This window comes from Acinetobacter pollinis, from assembly GCF_015627175.1.
Classification (GTDB): domain Bacteria; phylum Pseudomonadota; class Gammaproteobacteria; order Pseudomonadales; family Moraxellaceae; genus Acinetobacter; species Acinetobacter pollinis.
In genome coordinates, this window is the sequence record NZ_VTDQ01000002.1 from 1 (window position 1) to 18,216 (window position 18,216).

General features: G+C 36.7%; 22 protein-coding genes. All 22 read right to left on the reverse strand.

Annotation, left to right across the window (positions count from 1 at the left end):
* Window positions 1-196: 196 nt before the first annotated feature.
* The 22 genes from I2F23_RS00880 to I2F23_RS00985 all read right to left on the reverse strand — a co-directional run bounded on the left by I2F23_RS00880 (window position 197) and on the right by I2F23_RS00985 (window position 18,216).
* Window positions 197-859 carry an SOS response-associated peptidase gene (locus tag I2F23_RS00880; protein ID WP_195770711.1) on the reverse strand — a complete coding sequence of 221 codons (663 nt, stop codon included), beginning with the start codon at window positions 857-859 and terminating at the stop codon, window positions 197-199.
* A gap of 54 nt (window positions 860-913) precedes the next feature.
* Window positions 914-2,005, reverse strand: a complete 1,092-nt coding sequence (zapE, locus tag I2F23_RS00885; protein WP_228284767.1) for a cell division protein ZapE — start codon at window positions 2,003-2,005, stop codon at window positions 914-916.
* A gap of 65 nt (window positions 2,006-2,070) precedes the next feature.
* A complete protein-coding gene (gene pyrF, locus I2F23_RS00890; protein ID WP_195770713.1) occupies window positions 2,071-2,754 on the reverse strand; it encodes an orotidine-5'-phosphate decarboxylase in 684 nt (227 codons plus the stop codon).
* Between the two features lie 33 nt (window positions 2,755-2,787).
* Window positions 2,788-3,147 carry a LapA family protein gene (locus I2F23_RS00895; protein WP_195770867.1) on the reverse strand — a complete coding sequence of 120 codons (360 nt, stop codon included), beginning with the start codon at window positions 3,145-3,147 and terminating at the stop codon, window positions 2,788-2,790.
* Between the two features lie 28 nt (window positions 3,148-3,175).
* Entirely contained in the window at window positions 3,176-3,481 is a 306-nt protein-coding gene (locus I2F23_RS00900; protein ID WP_195770714.1) for an integration host factor subunit beta, read from the reverse strand.
* Between the two features lie 156 nt (window positions 3,482-3,637).
* Window positions 3,638-5,311, reverse strand: coding sequence for a 30S ribosomal protein S1 (rpsA, locus tag I2F23_RS00905; RefSeq protein WP_023272084.1), 1,674 nt, complete (start codon window positions 5,309-5,311; stop codon window positions 3,638-3,640).
* A gap of 104 nt (window positions 5,312-5,415) precedes the next feature.
* Window positions 5,416-6,090: a (d)CMP kinase gene (gene cmk, locus I2F23_RS00910; RefSeq protein ID WP_195770715.1), complete on the reverse strand. Its 675-nt coding sequence runs from the start codon at window positions 6,088-6,090 to the stop codon at window positions 5,416-5,418.
* Between the two features lie 41 nt (window positions 6,091-6,131).
* A complete protein-coding gene (gene tadA / locus I2F23_RS00915; RefSeq protein WP_195770716.1) occupies window positions 6,132-6,626 on the reverse strand; it encodes a tRNA adenosine(34) deaminase TadA in 495 nt (164 codons plus the stop codon).
* On the reverse strand, window positions 6,626-7,747 hold the full coding sequence (locus tag I2F23_RS00920) for an enoyl-CoA hydratase/isomerase family protein (protein ID WP_195770717.1): 1,122 nt from the start codon (window positions 7,745-7,747) through the stop codon (window positions 6,626-6,628). Before I2F23_RS00920 ends, tadA begins: the two co-directional genes overlap by 1 nt.
* The gene (gene ung / locus I2F23_RS00925; protein WP_195770718.1) at window positions 7,744-8,457 is read right to left on the reverse strand and encodes a uracil-DNA glycosylase; all 714 of its coding nucleotides are present in this window, start codon (window positions 8,455-8,457) and stop codon (window positions 7,744-7,746) included. Before ung ends, I2F23_RS00920 begins: the two co-directional genes overlap by 4 nt.
* Window positions 8,458-8,470: 13 nt before the next feature.
* The gene (locus I2F23_RS00930; protein WP_195770719.1) at window positions 8,471-9,073 is read right to left on the reverse strand and encodes a 6-pyruvoyl trahydropterin synthase family protein; all 603 of its coding nucleotides are present in this window, start codon (window positions 9,071-9,073) and stop codon (window positions 8,471-8,473) included.
* A gap of 102 nt (window positions 9,074-9,175) precedes the next feature.
* Window positions 9,176-9,772 (reverse strand): TetR/AcrR family transcriptional regulator, encoded by a 597-nt coding sequence (locus I2F23_RS00935; RefSeq protein ID WP_195770720.1) that lies wholly within the window; start codon window positions 9,770-9,772, stop codon window positions 9,176-9,178.
* A 23-nt stretch (window positions 9,773-9,795) separates the two neighbouring features.
* Window positions 9,796-10,569 carry a TatD family hydrolase gene (locus tag I2F23_RS00940; protein WP_195770721.1) on the reverse strand — a complete coding sequence of 258 codons (774 nt, stop codon included), beginning with the start codon at window positions 10,567-10,569 and terminating at the stop codon, window positions 9,796-9,798.
* A 17-nt stretch (window positions 10,570-10,586) separates the two neighbouring features.
* Complete coding sequence (locus tag I2F23_RS00945) at window positions 10,587-10,922, reverse strand: PilZ domain-containing protein (RefSeq protein ID WP_195770722.1); 336 nt, start codon at window positions 10,920-10,922, stop codon at window positions 10,587-10,589.
* 39 nt (window positions 10,923-10,961) lie between these two features.
* Complete coding sequence (locus I2F23_RS00950) at window positions 10,962-11,951, reverse strand: DNA polymerase III subunit delta' (protein WP_195770723.1); 990 nt, start codon at window positions 11,949-11,951, stop codon at window positions 10,962-10,964.
* 17 nt (window positions 11,952-11,968) lie between these two features.
* Entirely contained in the window at window positions 11,969-12,721 is a 753-nt protein-coding gene (kdsB, locus tag I2F23_RS00955; protein ID WP_195770724.1) for a 3-deoxy-manno-octulosonate cytidylyltransferase, read from the reverse strand.
* 8 nt (window positions 12,722-12,729) lie between these two features.
* Window positions 12,730-13,743 (reverse strand): tetraacyldisaccharide 4'-kinase, encoded by a 1,014-nt coding sequence (gene lpxK, locus I2F23_RS00960; protein ID WP_195770725.1) that lies wholly within the window; start codon window positions 13,741-13,743, stop codon window positions 12,730-12,732.
* A 2-nt stretch (window positions 13,744-13,745) separates the two neighbouring features.
* The gene (gene msbA, locus I2F23_RS00965) at window positions 13,746-15,470 is read right to left on the reverse strand and encodes a lipid A export permease/ATP-binding protein MsbA (RefSeq protein ID WP_195770726.1); all 1,725 of its coding nucleotides are present in this window, start codon (window positions 15,468-15,470) and stop codon (window positions 13,746-13,748) included.
* An 8-nt stretch (window positions 15,471-15,478) separates the two neighbouring features.
* Window positions 15,479-15,892: an ExbD/TolR family protein gene (locus tag I2F23_RS00970; protein ID WP_195770727.1), complete on the reverse strand. Its 414-nt coding sequence runs from the start codon at window positions 15,890-15,892 to the stop codon at window positions 15,479-15,481.
* Entirely contained in the window at window positions 15,893-16,525 is a 633-nt protein-coding gene (locus I2F23_RS00975; RefSeq protein ID WP_195770728.1) for a MotA/TolQ/ExbB proton channel family protein, read from the reverse strand.
* A 20-nt stretch (window positions 16,526-16,545) separates the two neighbouring features.
* Window positions 16,546-17,436 (reverse strand): ParB/RepB/Spo0J family partition protein, encoded by an 891-nt coding sequence (locus I2F23_RS00980; RefSeq protein ID WP_195770729.1) that lies wholly within the window; start codon window positions 17,434-17,436, stop codon window positions 16,546-16,548.
* Window positions 17,437-17,442: 6 nt separating this feature from the next.
* Complete coding sequence (locus tag I2F23_RS00985; RefSeq protein ID WP_195770730.1) at window positions 17,443-18,216, reverse strand: ParA family protein; 774 nt, start codon at window positions 18,214-18,216, stop codon at window positions 17,443-17,445.

An 18,216-nucleotide genomic window follows, 5' to 3' on the forward strand; every position in this document is an offset into this window, starting at 1 on the left:
ATATCTATTGACTAAGGCCATTGTGTATAAAAAGAGCGATTTATAAAAATACTTTTATTATATAAGTAAAAACTATGAGATATTGATGTTATTAGCCTCATTAATACAATCAAGTAACTGTATTAAAACAACTTATAATTACAAAACCTAGCTATATTAATTCTTTTTTTATATATAAAGATACAGATTTGTCTGGTTAATCATTAAACATACTCAACTGCGGTGTATCTTTTACACTTATTTCCTTAGGTACATATAGACACTCAAACTCATCTACAGGAAAACCTTGTACAAATGGAGCAATATTTGTTGTTTTAAGAGATAACCAGTCATTTACTTGATGATGAGGAATTATAATAACAGATCTTTTCACATTACCTGGTTCGTGAAAATCTTTCATCATGGGATGATCAATCGCATCCATTGTTAGCATTGTTGTAGAGCGAATAATTTTTTCATCAATTTTAGAAATTTCATAAAGTGCAGCAATGAAAAATGCTTCACCATCCTTTCTTCTCACGCCCCAACGCTGGGGTTTACCATCAATATATTTACTTTCATAAAACTCAGTGACGGGAATAACACCAAATTTATATTTTTGTAAAGCTTGCTGAAAAGTTGGCTTCTGTAATAAGGTTTCCTGACGTGCATTATATGTTTTTTTAGCTATTTGCTCATCTGCAGCCCATTTAGGAACCATGCCGAAGATAACTTCCCGCCACTCTATTTCCAATTCAGAGCGAAATAGCAACGGTAACTTACCCATTGGATAAACTTCATCACTATATGAAAATTCAATTTTTGGTAGGGAACATCTTTCAACTTGATCTGCTGTAATTGGTTTAAAATTTGCACACATGATGAACCCCTATGAATCTAACAAAACGATTATATCATAATAATCGATTGGAAATTATGAGGATTTATGCATTGCATTTAAATAATCATCAGACTGCATTTCTAATAATCGAGATCGAGTACGCTCTATTTCAAAGGCTAGTTTCTCACCCTTATATAAGTCTATAATTGAATCTTCTGAAGTGATTAATAACTTTACACCACGGTCATAAAACTCATCTACAAGATAGATAAAGCGTCTCGTTGCGTCACTTAATTGATCAGTTAAATGAGGTACATTACTCACTAATACCGTTTGATATCTATTTGCAATTTCAATAAAGTCTGCAGGACTTCTAGGTTGTAAACATAATTCAGAAAAACCACACCAAATGACATCTTCACTAATGCCTAATGTTTTAACCTGTCTATGATTAATTTCTATACTATCTGTTGTTGTATGTTGTGCTTGAGTCAATGCGTTAAATCTTTCAGAAATCCAATGATCACTTTCTTCATTCAACGGTGTTTTAAATAACTGAGCTTGCTTTAATATTCTTAATCTATAATCAACACCAGCATCAACATTTAGAATCTGACAATTCAACTTTACCATTTCAATGGTGGGTAAAAACCGATCACGATGTAATCCATCTTTATATAAACCATCTGGTGCAATGTTTGATGTTGCTATTAATGTAATACCACGTTGAAATAATTTTTGGAATAAATCACTTAAAATCATTGCATCAGGAACGTTAGACACAAAAAACTCATCAAAACAAATGACTGTAGCATCTGCATAAATTTGATCTGCTACTGCATCTAGTGGATTTTGTTGCCCTGTATGACTATGTAACTCTTTATGAACATATTGCATAAAATGATGAAAATGCAGTCTCATTTTACGCTTTAAAGGCAAAGCATTAAAAAACTGGTCCATTAACCACGTTTTTCCACGACCTACTCCACCCCACATATAAACACCTTTCGGAGAGGTTTTCTTTTTTAAAAAAGAAAAAAAACTTTTCGATGCTTCATCTTGTTCTAGTAACTGATGCCATACCCTATCTAAAGCTTCTACTGCACTATTCTGTGCATCATCGGCAATAAACTTTCCCGATGCAATCTCAGCTTGATAACAGGCCATAGGAGATAATAGTTTCATTTCGAATAAACAATCCATTGTTGTTATTTTAGAAGCCCATACTTAGATGGACTTCTATTTTCATATTAAGCAATTGAAGCAAATATATCAGCTAGCGTTTGCTTTGGATTTTCTGATTGAGTAATTGGCCGACCAATTACCAAATGTGTTGAACCATTTTCAATTGCTTGCTTTGGGGTCACAATTCTTTTTTGGTCATCAGTATCTGCACCAGTAGGCCTAATACCAGGAGTAACCAATGTAAAATGCTCACCTAATTCTTCGCGTAAGAATGCAGCTTCTTGTGCTGAACAAACCACACCATCTAGTCCAGAATCTTTAGTTAATCTTGCAAGACGACGAACATGATCCATAGGATTTACATCAAGCCCAATTTCTCTTAAATCTTCTTGCTCCATCGATGTAAGCACAGTGACAGCAATTAACTGGGTTTCGTAATTCCCTTTTTTTAATCTTTCTACACACGTTTCCATCATTTTACGCCCACCAGATGCATGAACGTTTACCATCCATACGCCTAGATCTGCCGCAGCACAAACAGCTTGTGCAGTGGTATTCGGAATATCGTGAAATTTAAGATCTAAGAAAACGTCGAAGCCATGCTGATGAAGTGACTTGACAACTTTAGACCCTTCATGAGTAAACAACTCTTTACCCACTTTAACTCTACATAATTGTGGATCTAACTGATCTGCAAGAATAAGAGCATCTTTCTCACTTTTTGCATCTAAGGCAACAATTATACTCAACGGCTTAACCTTAACAATAAATAATAAAGCCCATTATAATGGGCTTTGATTGTTTGAGTTAATATCTAAAACAGTTTTTTCGTGTCGAGTTTGAGCAACTGCATCTGCAGCCGCAGTTTTTGCAATTTCAATTTGCTCTTTTCTAAGACGTTCAATCTCTTTGTGCAAACGCTTAATTTCCCAGTGATTCTGAAAAACACGAAATACTTGAACACCAAGAAGTAAGCCTACGACTACGCCAAGTGCCAAAGTAATTAAAACAAGTAGCCCTATACGCATCTCTGGCACATGAGTAAACCATAAATCTACAGTAACAGGCGTACCATTAATGAGAACGAGCCCCAAAGAGTACGAAAATATGACGATCAGTAAAATAATTAGTATAAATCGCATCATAATATCCACCACAATTTTTTAAATTTTAGTTTTGTAGAGATTCGTTTACGGCATCTCTTAATGCTTTACCTGGCTTAAAATGTGGAACAGCTTTAGCAGCAACTTCTACTGATTTTCCTGTTTTTGGATTGCGTCCTACACGTGGGTCACGGTGATGCAAGGCAAAACTACCAAATCCACGAATTTCTATACGGTTGTCAGCTGATAAAGTATCAATCATTTGATCAATCATAATTTTAACCGCTTCTTCCACCAACGGTTCTGCAAGATGTGGATTCTTTAAAGCAATTCGTTGTATTAGATCAGATTTATTTAGTGCTTCTGTAGTCATCTACGACCTCATTGATTTCTAGCGACTTTTATTTGTAAGTTTATAATAACCTGTTTAAATACAAAACGGTAGCATAGTAAGCTTATACTACACTACCGTTTACAGTAATTAACCAATAAAGTATCAATTAGTTACACTAATATCAACTTTTTAGAATTACTTCATTTGTGCTTTAATTAAGTCACCAATTGTCTTAGGACCTTTGTCTTGAGACGCATTAGTTTGACGTAAGTTAGCAACCGCTTCACGTTGTTCAGCTTCGTCTTTCGCTTTAACAGAAAGATTGATTGTACGTGACTTGCGATCAACGTTTACAATTTTAGCTTCAACTTCTTGACCAACTTCTAAAAGTTTAGTTGCATCTTCAACGCGGTCATGGTTGATTTCAGAAGCTTTTAATTGAGCTTCAACTTCGTCTGCTAGTTTAACAGTAGCACCACGTGCATCAACTGCAGTGATTGTACCTTTAACCAAAGCACCACGTTCGTTTGTAGCTAAGAAATCGTTAAATGGATCGCTATTTAACTGTTTGATACCTAGGCTGATACGGTTTCCTTCAGCATCTACAGAAAGAATAACTGCTTCAACAGTATCACCTTTCTTGTAACGACGGATAGCTTCTTCGCCTTGCTCGTTCCAAGAAATATCAGACAAGTGAACTAGACCATCGATGCCACCTGGTAGACCGATGAAGATACCGAAGTCAGTGATAGACTTGATCGTACCAGAAACTTTTTCACCTTTGTCATGGTTCTTAGCAAACTCTTCCCATGGGTTAGCACGAGTTTGTTTAATACCAAGAGAAATACGACGACGTTCTTCGTCAACTTCAAGAACCATAACATCAACTTCATCACCAATTTGAACAACTTTTGATGGGTGAATGTTTTTGTTTGTGTGATCCATTTCTGAAACGTGTACAAGACCTTCTACACCTTCAGCAATCTCAGCAAAGCAACCGTAATCAGTTAAGTTAGTTACACGTGCTTTAACAATTGAACCTTTAGGGTAACGGCTCATGATTGCTAACCATGGATCTTCACCAAGTTGTTTAAGACCTAGTGATACACGGTTACGCTCGCGGTCAAACTTAAGTACTTTAACTGTAACTTCTTGACCAACTTCAACAACTTCAGAAGGATGCTTGATACGTTTCCAAGCCATATCTGTAATGTGAAGAAGACCATCGATACCGCCAAGATCAACGAAAGCACCGTAGTCAGTAAGGTTTTTAATTGTACCTGTAACTGTTTGACCTTCTTCAAGTTGAGCAAGTAATGCTTCACGGTCAGCTGAAGACTCAGCTTCCATTACTGCACGACGAGATACAACAACGTTATTACGCTTAGCATCAAGTTTGATTACTTTAAACTCTAACTCTTTACCTTCAAGGTGAGTTGTATCACGGATTGGACGAGTGTCTACCAATGAACCTGGTAAGAACGCACGAACAGGACCGATGTCAACAGTGAAACCGCCTTTAACTTTACCAGAGATAACACCAGTAACGATTTCGCCATCTTCAAAGATTTTTTCAAGCTTAGTCCAAGTTTCAGCACGTTTTGCTTTTTCACGCGATAAAACTGTTTGACCCATGCCGTTGTCTAAAGCTTCAACAACAACATCTACATTATCGCCAACTTGAACTTCTAGCTCACGTTGGTCATTTAAGAATTCTGCACGGTCAACAATACCTTCTGATTTAAGGCCAGTGTCAACAGTTACCCAGTCAGAATCGATGTTTACAACAACACCTTGGATGACTGCACCCTTTTCAACGTTTAAATTTAATTCGCTTTCTTCAAAGAGGGCTGCAAAAGATTCGGTCATGATATACCTGATAAATTCAGCGGTCTTGGATCAGTCAAGGCCGGTTTAGTTACGTCTATGAGCTATCTACTAAAACTGATCGAGCAGCACACAAACAAATTCTGTTAAGCAAACAATCGATCGATATGTACTTTCATCATCTGAAAGACTTCATCAATCGTCAAATCAGAGCTGTCTATGATATATGCATCTGAAGCAGGCTTTAAAGGCGCAACCTCACGTTCCATATCTCGCTTATCTCTGGCTTGTATGTTCGCTAAAATGGCCGACATTTTAGCATCACTACCCATTCCCTGCAACTGCTTATATCGACGTGTAGCTCGCGACTCAGCAGATGCTGTTAAATAGATCTTTGCGCCTGCATTTGGAAAAACAACAGTTCCCATATCTCGTCCATCAGCCACTAAACCTGGCGCTTGAGCAAAAGCATATTGCCGATCTAAAAGAGCAGCTCTTAATTGCTCGATCACTGCAACTTTAGAGGCATACTCACCTACTTGTTCAGAGCGAATAATATTTGTAACATCATGACCATCTAATTTAACCAATACACCAAACTTATTTGGTTCAAATTGAATATCCAATTTTTTAGCAATTTCCACACACTCTTCATCATAGAGTGTTTGTAGTTTATTTCTTCTTGCTAATGCTAAACCTAATAATCGATATAAGGCGCCAGAATCCAGTAAGTGATACTGATAGTGCTGAGCAATTTTAGCTGCGAGTGTTCCTTTGCCTGAACCACTTGGGCCATCAATGGTAATAATATGAACTGTCATAATTTAATCTCATGAAATACTTAGGCTATTTTAGGTAAAAACTAGGATTCTTTTTCTAGCTTTTTTTGCTCACGGCGCATTTTAAAGAAATTACTCAGCTGTAATGAGCATTCTTCTCTCATACAACCACACTGGAACTCAAATTTATGATTATAGTAACCATCTTCTAATAGCTTCCGAGCACTCATTAAAGCACCAGCTTTCGGCTCTGGAGTCGCAAAAACAACTCGATGAATTCGTGCATGAATAAGTGCACCAACACACATTGTGCATGGTTCCAAAGTCACATAGAGTGTTGCATCTTTAGGTAATCTATAATTCTTTAACTGCCGACAGGCATTTTGAATGGCTAAGACTTCAGCATGTGCCGTTGGATCATGAGAGCCTATAAGTTGATTTCTTCCAACCCCAAGAAGATGACCATTACTTACAAGAACTGCTCCAACAGGCACTTCACCCTCTGTTGCAGCGATGTCTGCCTGTTGAAAGGCTTGTTTCATCCAGTAAAAATCATCTGTACTAAATTCATTACACATTAAATAATATCGTATTGCTTCAATAAATTATTCCAGCTCTCAATGGTCGTTACTGGTGGGTAATCAGACAAAATACCTTTGAGTGTATAGGCCTGTATACTTTGCCACTGTGGATTTAAATCTTTATCAATAAGACGAGCTCTTACACCCTCTATAAAATCTGGATGTTTAATTTTCCATGCAGAAATCTGCTTTTCTAAAGCAAAAACTTCTGTCCACGAATGACCCTCTTTACCCCACTTCCATAATAGCCACGTAATAGCGACGGTTACTGGCGATCCTTTTTGCAAGTTTTCACCTGCCTGTCTAAGCCAGTCACTTCTTGCTTCGCTTAAACCTAAAATAGCATCACAGTCTTGTGTAAATGATTTACCACGACATACTGTATGAATAGCATCTAGTGAACTCTGCAAAGGACCCACAGCAACAGGGCGATGCATACTATTTAAAACATCATCTAAGGCACGGAATTTTCCAGCAGGATAGTCTTCCCAACGGATATTAAATAGTTTATCAAGTACTTTATCACGTTGTGCCTCACAAATATGTGTTGCCCATCCAATTGCATATGCACCCGCCGAAGTCATAATTGAGCCTGTTAACCCTGTAAACAGACCAATTGCACCGCGGTCTGCAAGAAAACGAGTTGCTCCAACATCTGGGTAGAGTCCAATATTAATCTCTGGCATTGCCAATCGGGATTCTGGTGTAACAAGCCTAAATGGAGCTGCCATAAATAGCCCCAAACCGCCTCCCATAACGTAGCCTTCTCCCCAAATTACAACAGGCTTTATATAGTTATGTAACAATAAGTCTAAAGCATACTCCTGTGTAAAGAAGTCCTCAGCAATCTTATGATCATTTTCCAAAACAAGTTGTCTAAGCTTACGGACATCCCCACCTGCACAGAACGCTTTAGGTGTCGTAGAGTCTAACCAAACCGCTTCAATGCTATCGTCATTTTGAATATCTTCAAAAATTTGAATTAAAGCATTCACTAAAGAAATATCCAAAGCATGCAGTGTTTTCGGTCTATTTAATCGAATGACAACCCAGCCATTGATTTGTTTTTCAACTAAGATATCCGAATGATATTTTTGTATTGCACGTTGTTCTATCATGAATCCAATTGCCAATTAATAGGTTTAATATGATGCTTTTCAAGATAATTATTGGTTTTTGAAAATACTTTACAACCAAAGAAACCACCACGATTTGCAGCTAAAGGCGATGGGTGGGCAGCAGTCAATACCAGATGCTTATCTCGTAAAATACGTTGTCCTTTTCGTTGAGCATAAGCGCCCCACAGAATAAATACAATGTTTTCTTTTTGTTCATTTAGTACATCAATAATATGATCAGTAAAGTCTTCCCAACCTTGCTTTTGATGCGATGTTGGTTGCCCAGCAACAACTGTAAGCACACTATTTAGTAACAATACACCCTGAGTCGCCCAATTGGTTAAATCGCCATGAATAGATGGTTTCACACCTAAGTCAGTATTTAACTCATGAAAGATATTACGTAAAGAGGGAGGCAAAGGAATACCTTTTTGTACTGAAAAACTCAATCCATGTGCCTGATTCGGACCATGATACGGGTCTTGACCTAAAATAACGACTTTCACTTGATCTAACGGCGTTAAATTCAGTGCGCTAAAGATCATTGAACTTGGTGGGTAAACTACTTTATCTGCTTGTTTTTCTTCCAACAGAAATTGGCGTAAGTTGTCCATTTTAGAACTGACCAAAAAGTCACTCAATGCCACTTTCCAGCTTGGATCTAACTTCACTTTTTCTAGCTTGACTTGCTGTTGTTGCGTTAATTCCATGAATAAACCGTACTTATAAAGATGTTTTAACTTGTAGCTCTACCGGAGGATTAATAAAAGCATCTCCTGCCTTCAACTTCTCATACATTTGAATATCAGCCCACTCAGATTGAATCTGTGCTGAAAACTGAATATCACCAAGAGATAGCTTTCCCATCTGCTCATTTTCAATATCTTCTATAAAGCTTTGTGCATATCCTGTATCTGTTTCATGAACAATGACCGAATAAACTTCAACGTCACCTTCACCATTTTGTGTTTGAGTAGCCTGAAGAACCTGTTGCGCTAAATAGAAAAAAATACGAGAGAATTGTTCAGCAGATGGCGATACGGGTAAACTCACCCATCTAGCACTAAATTGCTGACATGCCTGGATATATGCAGCATCGTCTTTATCCCAAAAACAAATTGCATGATCAAAGCTGTCGAATAAGTCTTTAATTACACCCTTTAATAATCCAAAATCATAAACCATTTGACCATGATCTAACCTATTGGCTTTTAATAACAATTCAAGCTTATAACTGTGTCCATGAATTGAGCGTTTACAACGATCTGATGTACAGTTTCGGACAATATGAGCATTTTCAAATTTAAATAGTTTTCGAATTAACATGGCTCAACAACCTAAATCGTGTAAAACAAAAGAGTCATTATAAAGCAATTTAAGGATTTTTTCCTTAAAGTCATCACTTTTCATCTACTCCAAAAGACAATATTAAAGATAAGATTTTGGAATATCTAAAGCCTGTTTTACATAAGCACGTTTTAGAGTTTCCCTAGATCCTAAATATCTTTGATAGAAACTAGAGTTGAGTAGCATCGCAGCACCATAAACAAGCGACCATATCAGTGCGATATAGTCTCTTGCAGGAATTTTACTTTTTTCTACAAGTAGATACTCATGAATTGCTGACAAGGTTTCTTTTAATCGTTGTTTTCTGACTTGATAAAGTTGGCGAAATAGTGATTGTACACCTGCCACATTGGCCAGTTTTTCTTCTAGAAGATGGTAAAGTATGGTTCTTTCTGGATGATTCAGATGATATAAAATAAAATATTCAAGTTTTTTTATAAAAGTATGAGACTGCCTTAAATAAAACATTTCCAATAGTATCTTTTCATGGCGAAGTATAAGCAACATATATAACTCATCTTTGCTTTGAAAGTGCTTATACAATGTCCCTTTTGCAAGATCAAGCTCACTGGCAAGTAAATCTAAAGTCATTCCAAGCTCTCCATTTTCTAACAGCAATCTTTCGGCTGTTTCAAAAATCATTTCTTGTCGTGCTTTAAATTGAGCTTGCCGATCCATATGGGTGCCTATATTTTGTTAAATCAAATACCTTTTAATAAATTTTCAAAATTTCGGCTTGTAATCTCTCCGATTTCTTCACGCGTGCATCCATAGACTTCAGCCAATGCTTTTGCGACGTAAGGTACATATTTAGGTTCGTTGCTTTTTCCTCTATATGGTACGGGTGCTAAATAGGGACTGTCAGTTTCGATAAGTAACCTATCTAAAGGAATTTGTTTGGCAACATCTCTAAGATCTTGAGCATTTTTAAATGAGACAATTCCTGAAAATGAAACATAATAGCCACAATCTAACACCGCTTTTGCAGTGTCTAAATCTTCAGTAAAACAGTGCAAGATACCGTGCTCTGATTTTTCATGGCGAATAATGTCTAGAGTATCTTTACGTGCAGCACGTGTATGTACCACTACGGGCTTTTTTAAAATTTTTGACGCCTCTATATGCCTTATAAAGCAAGCTTTTTGTTCTGAAATAAAGTCTTGACTGTGATAGTAATCTAGACCTGTTTCACCTAAAGCCCATACCTTTTTGCCTTGACCAAGTCCAACCAAATAGTCTACAGAGGCTTTACGCATCACTTCAGGATCTTCACAAGGATGTACACCTACACTATATCCAACATCCTCATGATTGTCTGCAATTTGACTTAATACAATATGATCATCAATATTTACCGAAATACCCATAAATTTTGTGACACCAGCTTGTCTCGCTTGTGCTAATGCCTCATCAATACTGCCATCATATGGTGTTAAATCCAGCATATTTAAATGGCAATGGGTATCCGTAAACATATCTACTCCGTAATCAATTAAATGGTATAACTTACTTGTGCCGTACGACCAGCCAGTAATTTTTCAGCTTCTGCTTTATAATAAGCACCTTTATCGCCAGATAGCTGTATTGCAAAACCCTGTGGTTTAAGACCAGTTTGTCTTTGATTAATCCACACCACTTTTCCAGTTAAAGGGATTTTTTGCTTTTGTTCAGGAAGTGTTGCCAATATAAAACATTCTTGTCCCAGTTTTACGGCTTGTCTTGATGCAATAAATAAACCACCATCTATGATAAATGGCATATAACTGGCTTGTAGCATTGTTCGATCTGTAATATTGAGCTGTAAGATCCCACCCATCTTCGCTTGCATAATTATTCCCCAAATAAAAATTATGAATAAAGATACAGTTTATTTGACATTTAAGAGTAATACAAATAGATCATCAATAATTAAATGTGTTTGTACATTTTGTTGAGTATAGCCCTTAGCATGTTGTAACGTACTATAAATATTAAAAAGCGCATCGAATGAATAATAACTCGATAAATTAGAGAAATTTAAATCGACATTCCTTATGCTTTGGTTCAGCTTAAACGCAATAAGATCGGATAGTAGGTAATCAAACATAGGTTGAAACTCATGAAATGGAAGATCCTTTGCCCACTTCATAGATAACTTCATTAGCATTTTCTTTTGATCGACCAATAATAACCAATCATCTAAAAACTCTTTTCTTTTACCTAACCAAGTTTGCTTTTGTATGTCTAAAGCTTTTAGCGGCATATCATTTGCTAAATTTAGGAGTAGCTCAATTTGAGCATCTTCGTTCACTCCTAAATTTTGCTGAAGGTAATCCTGAGCATTTTTTGTTGTTATACGATCAAGCGCATAGCGTTGCACTCGGCTTCTAATTGTTGCAGGTAATTTCAAAAAATGTTGGGTAATTAAAATAATTAACACCCGCTCCCCTGGCTCTTCTAATGTTTTAAGTAAAGCATTTGCAGAGGCAGTATTAAGAGCATCTGCTGGTTGAATAACAACGACACGCCAACCATCTACAGTTTGCTGAACAAATGGTAATAAATCACGAATTTTCTCAATTTTAATTGGATTATTCGTTTTCTTACTCTCTTCGTCATTTGAAATATAAACGTAATTTGGATGAGTATCCGACTTCAACCATTGACAGCTTGAACATTTACCGCAAGGTACATTTTTTTGTTTATCCAAACAAAGTACCCAAGCCACGAAATGATAAACAAAATCGTTCTTACCACATCCTTCTTTACCATAGAAAAGCAACCCATGACCTATATTTGGAAATCCTGCTGTGAGTAATTCCCAAATATTTTTTTGCCAAGGATAGACTTCAGGCTGTGCAAAAAACTTTTCAGACATATTTGTGTTTCATTCATCTATTTCAAAAATATAGATATATCCATTGCATTAATACGATCTAAATCTTCTTGTGTATCTACACCAGGTGGTAATTTTTCATGTGCTACGGTAATAGCAATTCGATGACCATTTTCAAGTATACGCAATTGCTCTAATGATTCTAACTGCTCTAAACTACCTTGTTGCCAAGTCACATATTCCTGCAAAAGCTTCACGCGATACGCATATAACCCTAAATGTCTAAATGCGTGATCGTGCAATGTACTTTTACGATCTCTCGCATAAGGAATCGTTGATCGACTAAAATAGAGTGCTTCATCATGTAAAGATTTTACTACTTTAACAATGCTATCTCGCTCAAACTCATCTAAAGAGGTAATCGGCTCACATAAAGTTGCCATTGAACAATTCATTTTAGATTCAAGCAATTGAGCAACTTGCTGTACTAAGTTCGCTGGTATAAGTGGTTCATCACCCTGTATATTCACCACAATATCGTCTTCATGCCATCCTTTAATATGCGCGACTTCGCTCAAACGGTCTGTTCCTGAAGGATGCGTAGATTGAGTAAGAACAACATCAATACCTTCTGCCTGACATAAATTCAAAATATCATGATGATCTGTAGCAATACAAAAATCGTCAAATCCGTTTACACGTGCTGCTTGGTCTGCAACACGTAAAATCATTTCTCTTCCATGAACCTTCAATAAAGGCTTACCTGGCAAACGTGTGCTTGCAAAACGCGCAGGAATAACAATATGCTTCATGATGACCTTTAAATTTGAATATTGAGTTTGTGCAACTGCTGTTGCAATAGTAAATAGCAAGAATCAGAGAGTATTGCTTCAACAGGTAGTACCCAGACTTCTCTGTTAACTTTTGAAGTACGGTCATTCTGCAAAATGGCTTTAATTTTTACTGCATCTTTTTCAGTTGTGATAATAGGATAATTATCATCAAAAATTAGGTCTGAAAGTGTATACTCATAATGATCTTCAAATGCATGTTTTTGAATATCTTTCACCCCAATTTGGTTTAAACTTTGATAAAACCGTTCAGGATATCCTATACCTACGACAGCATGAAACCTTTGTTCATGATGGAAAGTAGTTTTTGTCTCGTTTAAACAGTATGGCTTACCAATCTGTAAATACATACTTAATGTTTTATCAGGCATTTCTGTAGAAAAATGTTCAATAACAGTACTTTTTTGCAGTCTTTCTTTAGGTTCTCTTAAAAACCCTTCAGGCAATAACTTTTCATTGCCTAATCCTCTTTTATAATCTACAACAATCCATTCCAAATCACGACCCAGCGCCCAATGCTGTAAACCATCGTCGCTAATAATAAAATCTAAATCTGGGTGGTTTTCTAAAAGTAACTCGATACTTTTCTGTCTATTTGCACCCACAGACATAGGAACATGGGTTAAACTGACAATAAGAGCAGGCTCATCACCTACTGAGGCTACAGATGTTGTTGGGCTTACTAACATTGGAAATGGACCATTTCCACCATAACCTCTACTAATTACACCTACCTTTATATTTTTCTTTTGTAAATATTTAACCAATGCAATTAATAGGGGCGTTTTACCACTTCCACCCACAGTAATATTACCAATAACCATTACTGGTATAGGGGCATGATATACCTTTTTACGACCAGAAAGATAAGCTTGCTTATTATAATCAAATGCTTTTTTATATAGATAAGCAAAAGGACGCAAAAGCACGAGCCAGTTTGATTGTTTATTCCAAGCTTCTTGTATCTTTTGCGCCAAAGACATCATTATTCCTCAAAATTACGCTGATGCAATTGGTGGTATGCTCCACGTTGATCAAGTAGTTCTTGATGTGTACCTTGCTCTATAATACGGCCATGATCCATAACAACAATCACATCTGCATTTTCAATAGTAGACAATCGATGGGCAATTACAATTGTTGTTCTTTCTTCCATTGCTCGTTCAAAGGCTCTTTGGATAAAGTGTTCTGACTCATTATCCAAAGCACTTGTTGCTTCATCTAAAATAAGAACAGGCGCATTTTTTAAAATGGCACGTGCAATCGCAATACGTTGACGTTGTCCACCAGATAAGTTTAAACCTTGTGCACCGAGTTTCGTTTCATAACCATTTGGTAACTCCATAATGAAATCGTGGGCATAGGCAGTTTTTGCAGCTTGTATAACATCCTCATCAGATGCACCCTCTAACTGACCATAAGCAATGTTTTCTTTTACTGTCCGATCAAATAGAAAGACCTGCTGATTAACCATCGCAATTTGACTACGTAGGCTGTTAAGTTCAATTGTTTCGATCTTTTGATCATCGAAATAAATATTGCCAGTTGCGATACCTTGAAATCTAGGCAAGAGGTTAACTAAAGAAGATTTTCCAGCCCCTGAACGACCGACCAATGCAACTGTTTGACCCGCTTTAATATTTAAGTTGAAATTATGAATTGCTTGAGAACCATCAGGATATACTAGCCCAACATTCTCAAAACGAATATTACCTTTAAGGACAGGCGTTAATGTACCCTTATTTTCTTCTTCTGGTAAATCTAACACTTCAAAAACTGAATGTGCTGCAGCAAGTCCTCTTTGTAATTTTTCATTGACTGTTGTTAGGTTTTGAATTGGTTTACTTAACATACCAGCAGCAGTAATAAATGATACAAATTGAGCAGCAGATGTATTACCTAAAATTTCTGGTCTCAATGCCAACCACATAATAATTGCCATCGAAAAAGCCATAATCAATTGTACAATCGGTGTATTTAGTACGTTGACAACCAATAGCTTTAAACCACGCTTTAAACTTTCCAAAGAATGATAGTGAAGCTTCTTTTCTTCAAGCTGTTGACCACAGTAACTTTTAACTACAGACTGACCAAGTATAGATTCTTGCACGACATGGTTTACGTCGCCCATTTTATCTTGTACTTGCAAAGACAGCTTACGCATACGCTTTCCTGCCTGTCTGACTGTATATCCAATTAAAGGAGAAAAGATAATAATAATTAAAGTCAGTCGCCAGTTTTGATAAAACAAGTATGATAATAAACCAATTGTAATAAACCCTTCTTTTACAAGTGTTTGAACCGATTCAGACGATGCTGCCGTCAGTTGCTCGATATTAAAGAGAATTTTAGATGTAATATGACCACTTGAGTTTTCTAGATAGTAATTCGTTGGTAAACGGAGTAATTTTGCAAATACTTGTTCACGAATTGTGAAAATCAAATTTCTTGAGATAACGGCAGAAAAATAGTTACCTAAGAACGAACCAACTCCACGAACAAAAATAAGTAAAATAATTAAAAATGGGAATAACGCTGTTTCATCACTATTCTTATGTTGAATTGCATTAATAATAAATTCTAAAAGTTTTGCAATGGAGACTTCAGTAAGTGCACTTAATGCAAAACCAATGAGAACAAGTATTGCGTATCCCCAATAAGGTTTTAGGTAAGCAAGTAAGCGAAAATATATCTGAACATCTTGTTTCACGAATAACCTCAAGTAGGCATTTTAGTACTAATATTGATATTTACAAAACCAAGTTGGCCAGCAACATCCATAACACGAATTACATCTTGATGCGTTGATTGTGCATCAGCCGTGATGACAAACATAGCATCATGCTTGCCTTCAGCAGCCTTTTTAATTGCAGAAGAGATATCAGAGATATCCTGCGTAGGCACTGATTGACCATTGACAGTATAATGGCCTTTCGCATCAATAATGACCTCTATTTTACGATCATATTGTCTCTCAGGTACACCCTGTGCATCAGGAAGCGTTAAATTAATACGACTTTGCTCATAAAATGTCGTAGTCAGTAGTAGAAATACCAAAATAAATAGTAAACAATCAATCAAAGGCGTGAGATTAATCTCAACATCATGGACAACTTTTCTCCGAAACTTCATTTACTTTTCCAATATTTCAATATTTTCGTCCATGTTTCTATAAAACAATTGCGCATGAAATAAGGAAGCTTGTTTCTCAAGATCAATAACATAATCATTAACAAGACGCTGAAAGTAACGGTACGCAATCAATGCAGGAATTGCTACAACCATACCTAATGCCGTGGCAATTAGTGCTTTAGATATACCTGGAATCATGAGTGTTGGGCTAATATTATTACCAAGATCTACCACTAAAAAAGCTTCAATAATACCCACGACAGTTCCTAAAAGCCCCAACAATGGAGCAACAGCACTCATCGTGCCAAGTACATTAATTCTTTTTTCCAATGTTTGAATTTCATCTGAAGCTGTACACTCCATTTGAACACGTGCAAATTTTTCAGATTCAGACTGATTTTTAAGCCCTGCAAGAAGTATACGACCTAAAGTACTATTGGCATATTGATAGTTTTGTTGCAATACACTTGCAACCATTTGCGGGTTTGTCTGTACAGTCAGTTTAAGTTTACTTGGAAGAATAAGATTCGAACGTAATCGAATAAATCGCTCAATAATAATTGTTACCGTAATTATAGAGCAGATAAATAGCGGTAGCATGAGCCACCCGCCTGCCCGAATCAATTCCCACATACATAAACCCCAGTTAAAGCTTAGTCATCTGCTAAGCAAATATTTAAAATACCATCAAGTTCATCTAAAGAGTGATAGTGAATCACTAATTTACCTTTACCATGTTTATTATGATCTATTTTTACATCTGCATTAAAACGATCTGATAATTTCTGTGTAAGCTGTTCAATATCGGCAGAAATTGACTTATTGTGTTGAGCTTCCTTCGGATTATTGAATTCGCGCACCAATTGCTCAGTTTGTCGAACTGAAAGACTCTTATCAATCACAATTTGTGCAATTTTCTCTTGATCTTTTGCTTTCAAAGTTAAAATTGCTCTTGCATGCCCCATGTCAAGCACACCTTCTTGCATTAAATCTTTTACAAAGTCTTGCAAAGTGAGCAATCGTAATAGATTACTAATTGTGGTTCTAGCTTTACCAACAGTATCTGCAATTTCTTGATGACTAAGCCCAAACTCATCATGGAATCGTTGTAATGCCAATGCCTGATCAATTGGATTTAGATCTTGACGTTGAATATTTTCAATTAATGCTAAGGCAATTGCGACTTGATCATTTAGATTTCTAACAATTGCAGGAATTTCAGTCAGTCCAGCTGCTTTCGCTGCACGCCAACGGCGTTCTCCTGCAATAATTTCATAGGGGTGTTGCTCATCGTCTATAGGACGAATCACAATCGGTTGCATTACCCCATGCTTTTTAATCGAAGCCGAAAGATCGACTAACTCTTCCTCACGAATAGTGCGGCGTGGTTGATATATACCTCGTTGAAGTAAATTGACATCAATCACTTTAAGCTGACCTTGGTCGTGTGCTTGCTCTTCAATTTTTAACTTTTCTTTTTGTATTGAGCCAAGCAATGCATCTAAACCACGCCCCTTTGCTAATCCTCGCTTATTTACCGCCATGCGTGTTTACCCTTTTTTAACTTTACTTTTTTTTACGAATTCGGCTGCCAAATTTAAATATGCAACAGCGCCTTTAGAGCTTTTTTCAAAATAAATGACAGGAAGTCCATGTGCGGGTGCTTCTGCAAGCCTCACATTACGTGGAATGACTGTTTGATATAATTTAGAACCAAAATATTGTTCTAACTCTGCCGAAACATCTCGTGTGAGCGCATTTCTCGCATCATACATGGTTCTTAGTACCCCGACAATTTCAAGATCAGGGTTTAAAACTTGTTGTATACGATCAATCGTTTGTGTCAGATCTGCCAAACCTTCCAAAGCATAATATTCGCATTGCATTGGAATAATTACACCTTGTACGGCTGCCATTGCATTGACGGTAATTAGACTTAAACTTGGTGCACAATCTACAATAATAATATCGAATGTATTTTCTATACTTTTTAATGCATTTTTTAAAATAAACTCACGGCCTTCTTGTTCTGCTATCGCAAGCTCAACCCCAGCAAGCTCTCGATTTGCAGCAAGAACTTTGTAGCCAACCTCTGCTTTTATAATCGCAGTTTCAATAGCCACTTCCCCGAGTAACACGTCGGTTACCGAGTAAAGTAAATCATTTTTCTGAATACCAGACCCCATGGTTGCATTACCTTGTGGGTCCATATCTATAAGAAGGACTCTTTTTTTCAAAACAGCAAGAGAGGCAGCTAGATTTACTGCTGTTGTTGTTTTACCAACTCCCCCTTTTTGATTTGCAATTGCAATAATCTGAGCCAT

What these genes read in the sequence shown, in the direction of transcription:
- I2F23_RS00880 (WP_195770711.1), bottom strand. Translation starts at nt 859, where the DNA reads ATGTGTGCAAATTTTAAACCAATTACAGCAGATCAAGTTGAAAGATGT.
- zapE (WP_228284767.1), bottom strand. Translation starts at nt 2,005, where the DNA reads ATGAAACTATTATCTCCTATGGCCTGTTATCAAGCTGAGATTGCATCG.
- I2F23_RS00895 (WP_195770867.1), bottom strand. Translation starts at nt 3,147, where the DNA reads ATGCGATTTATACTAATTATTTTACTGATCGTCATATTTTCGTACTCT.
- I2F23_RS00900 (WP_195770714.1), bottom strand. Translation starts at nt 3,481, where the DNA reads ATGACTACAGAAGCACTAAATAAATCTGATCTAATACAACGAATTGCT.
- rpsA (WP_023272084.1), bottom strand. Translation starts at nt 5,311, where the DNA reads ATGACCGAATCTTTTGCAGCCCTCTTTGAAGAAAGCGAATTAAATTTA.
- cmk (WP_195770715.1), bottom strand. Translation starts at nt 6,090, where the DNA reads ATGACAGTTCATATTATTACCATTGATGGCCCAAGTGGTTCAGGCAAA.
- tadA (WP_195770716.1), bottom strand. Translation starts at nt 6,626, where the DNA reads ATGTGTAATGAATTTAGTACAGATGATTTTTACTGGATGAAACAAGCC.
- I2F23_RS00920 (WP_195770717.1), bottom strand. Translation starts at nt 7,747, where the DNA reads ATGATAGAACAACGTGCAATACAAAAATATCATTCGGATATCTTAGTT.
- ung (WP_195770718.1), bottom strand. Translation starts at nt 8,457, where the DNA reads ATGGAATTAACGCAACAACAGCAAGTCAAGCTAGAAAAAGTGAAGTTA.
- I2F23_RS00930 (WP_195770719.1), bottom strand. Translation starts at nt 9,073, where the DNA reads ATGTTAATTCGAAAACTATTTAAATTTGAAAATGCTCATATTGTCCGA.
- I2F23_RS00935 (WP_195770720.1), bottom strand. Translation starts at nt 9,772, where the DNA reads ATGGATCGGCAAGCTCAATTTAAAGCACGACAAGAAATGATTTTTGAA.
- I2F23_RS00940 (WP_195770721.1), bottom strand. Translation starts at nt 10,569, where the DNA reads ATGTTTACGGATACCCATTGCCATTTAAATATGCTGGATTTAACACCA.
- I2F23_RS00945 (WP_195770722.1), bottom strand. Translation starts at nt 10,922, where the DNA reads ATGCAAGCGAAGATGGGTGGGATCTTACAGCTCAATATTACAGATCGA.
- I2F23_RS00950 (WP_195770723.1), bottom strand. Translation starts at nt 11,951, where the DNA reads ATGTCTGAAAAGTTTTTTGCACAGCCTGAAGTCTATCCTTGGCAAAAA.
- kdsB (WP_195770724.1), bottom strand. Translation starts at nt 12,721, where the DNA reads ATGAAGCATATTGTTATTCCTGCGCGTTTTGCAAGCACACGTTTGCCA.
- lpxK (WP_195770725.1), bottom strand. Translation starts at nt 13,743, where the DNA reads ATGTCTTTGGCGCAAAAGATACAAGAAGCTTGGAATAAACAATCAAAC.
- I2F23_RS00970 (WP_195770727.1), bottom strand. Translation starts at nt 15,892, where the DNA reads ATGAAGTTTCGGAGAAAAGTTGTCCATGATGTTGAGATTAATCTCACG.
- I2F23_RS00975 (WP_195770728.1), bottom strand. Translation starts at nt 16,525, where the DNA reads ATGTGGGAATTGATTCGGGCAGGCGGGTGGCTCATGCTACCGCTATTT.
- I2F23_RS00980 (WP_195770729.1), bottom strand. Translation starts at nt 17,436, where the DNA reads ATGGCGGTAAATAAGCGAGGATTAGCAAAGGGGCGTGGTTTAGATGCA.
- I2F23_RS00985 (WP_195770730.1), bottom strand. Translation starts at nt 18,216, where the DNA reads ATGGCTCAGATTATTGCAATTGCAAATCAAAAAGGGGGAGTTGGTAAA.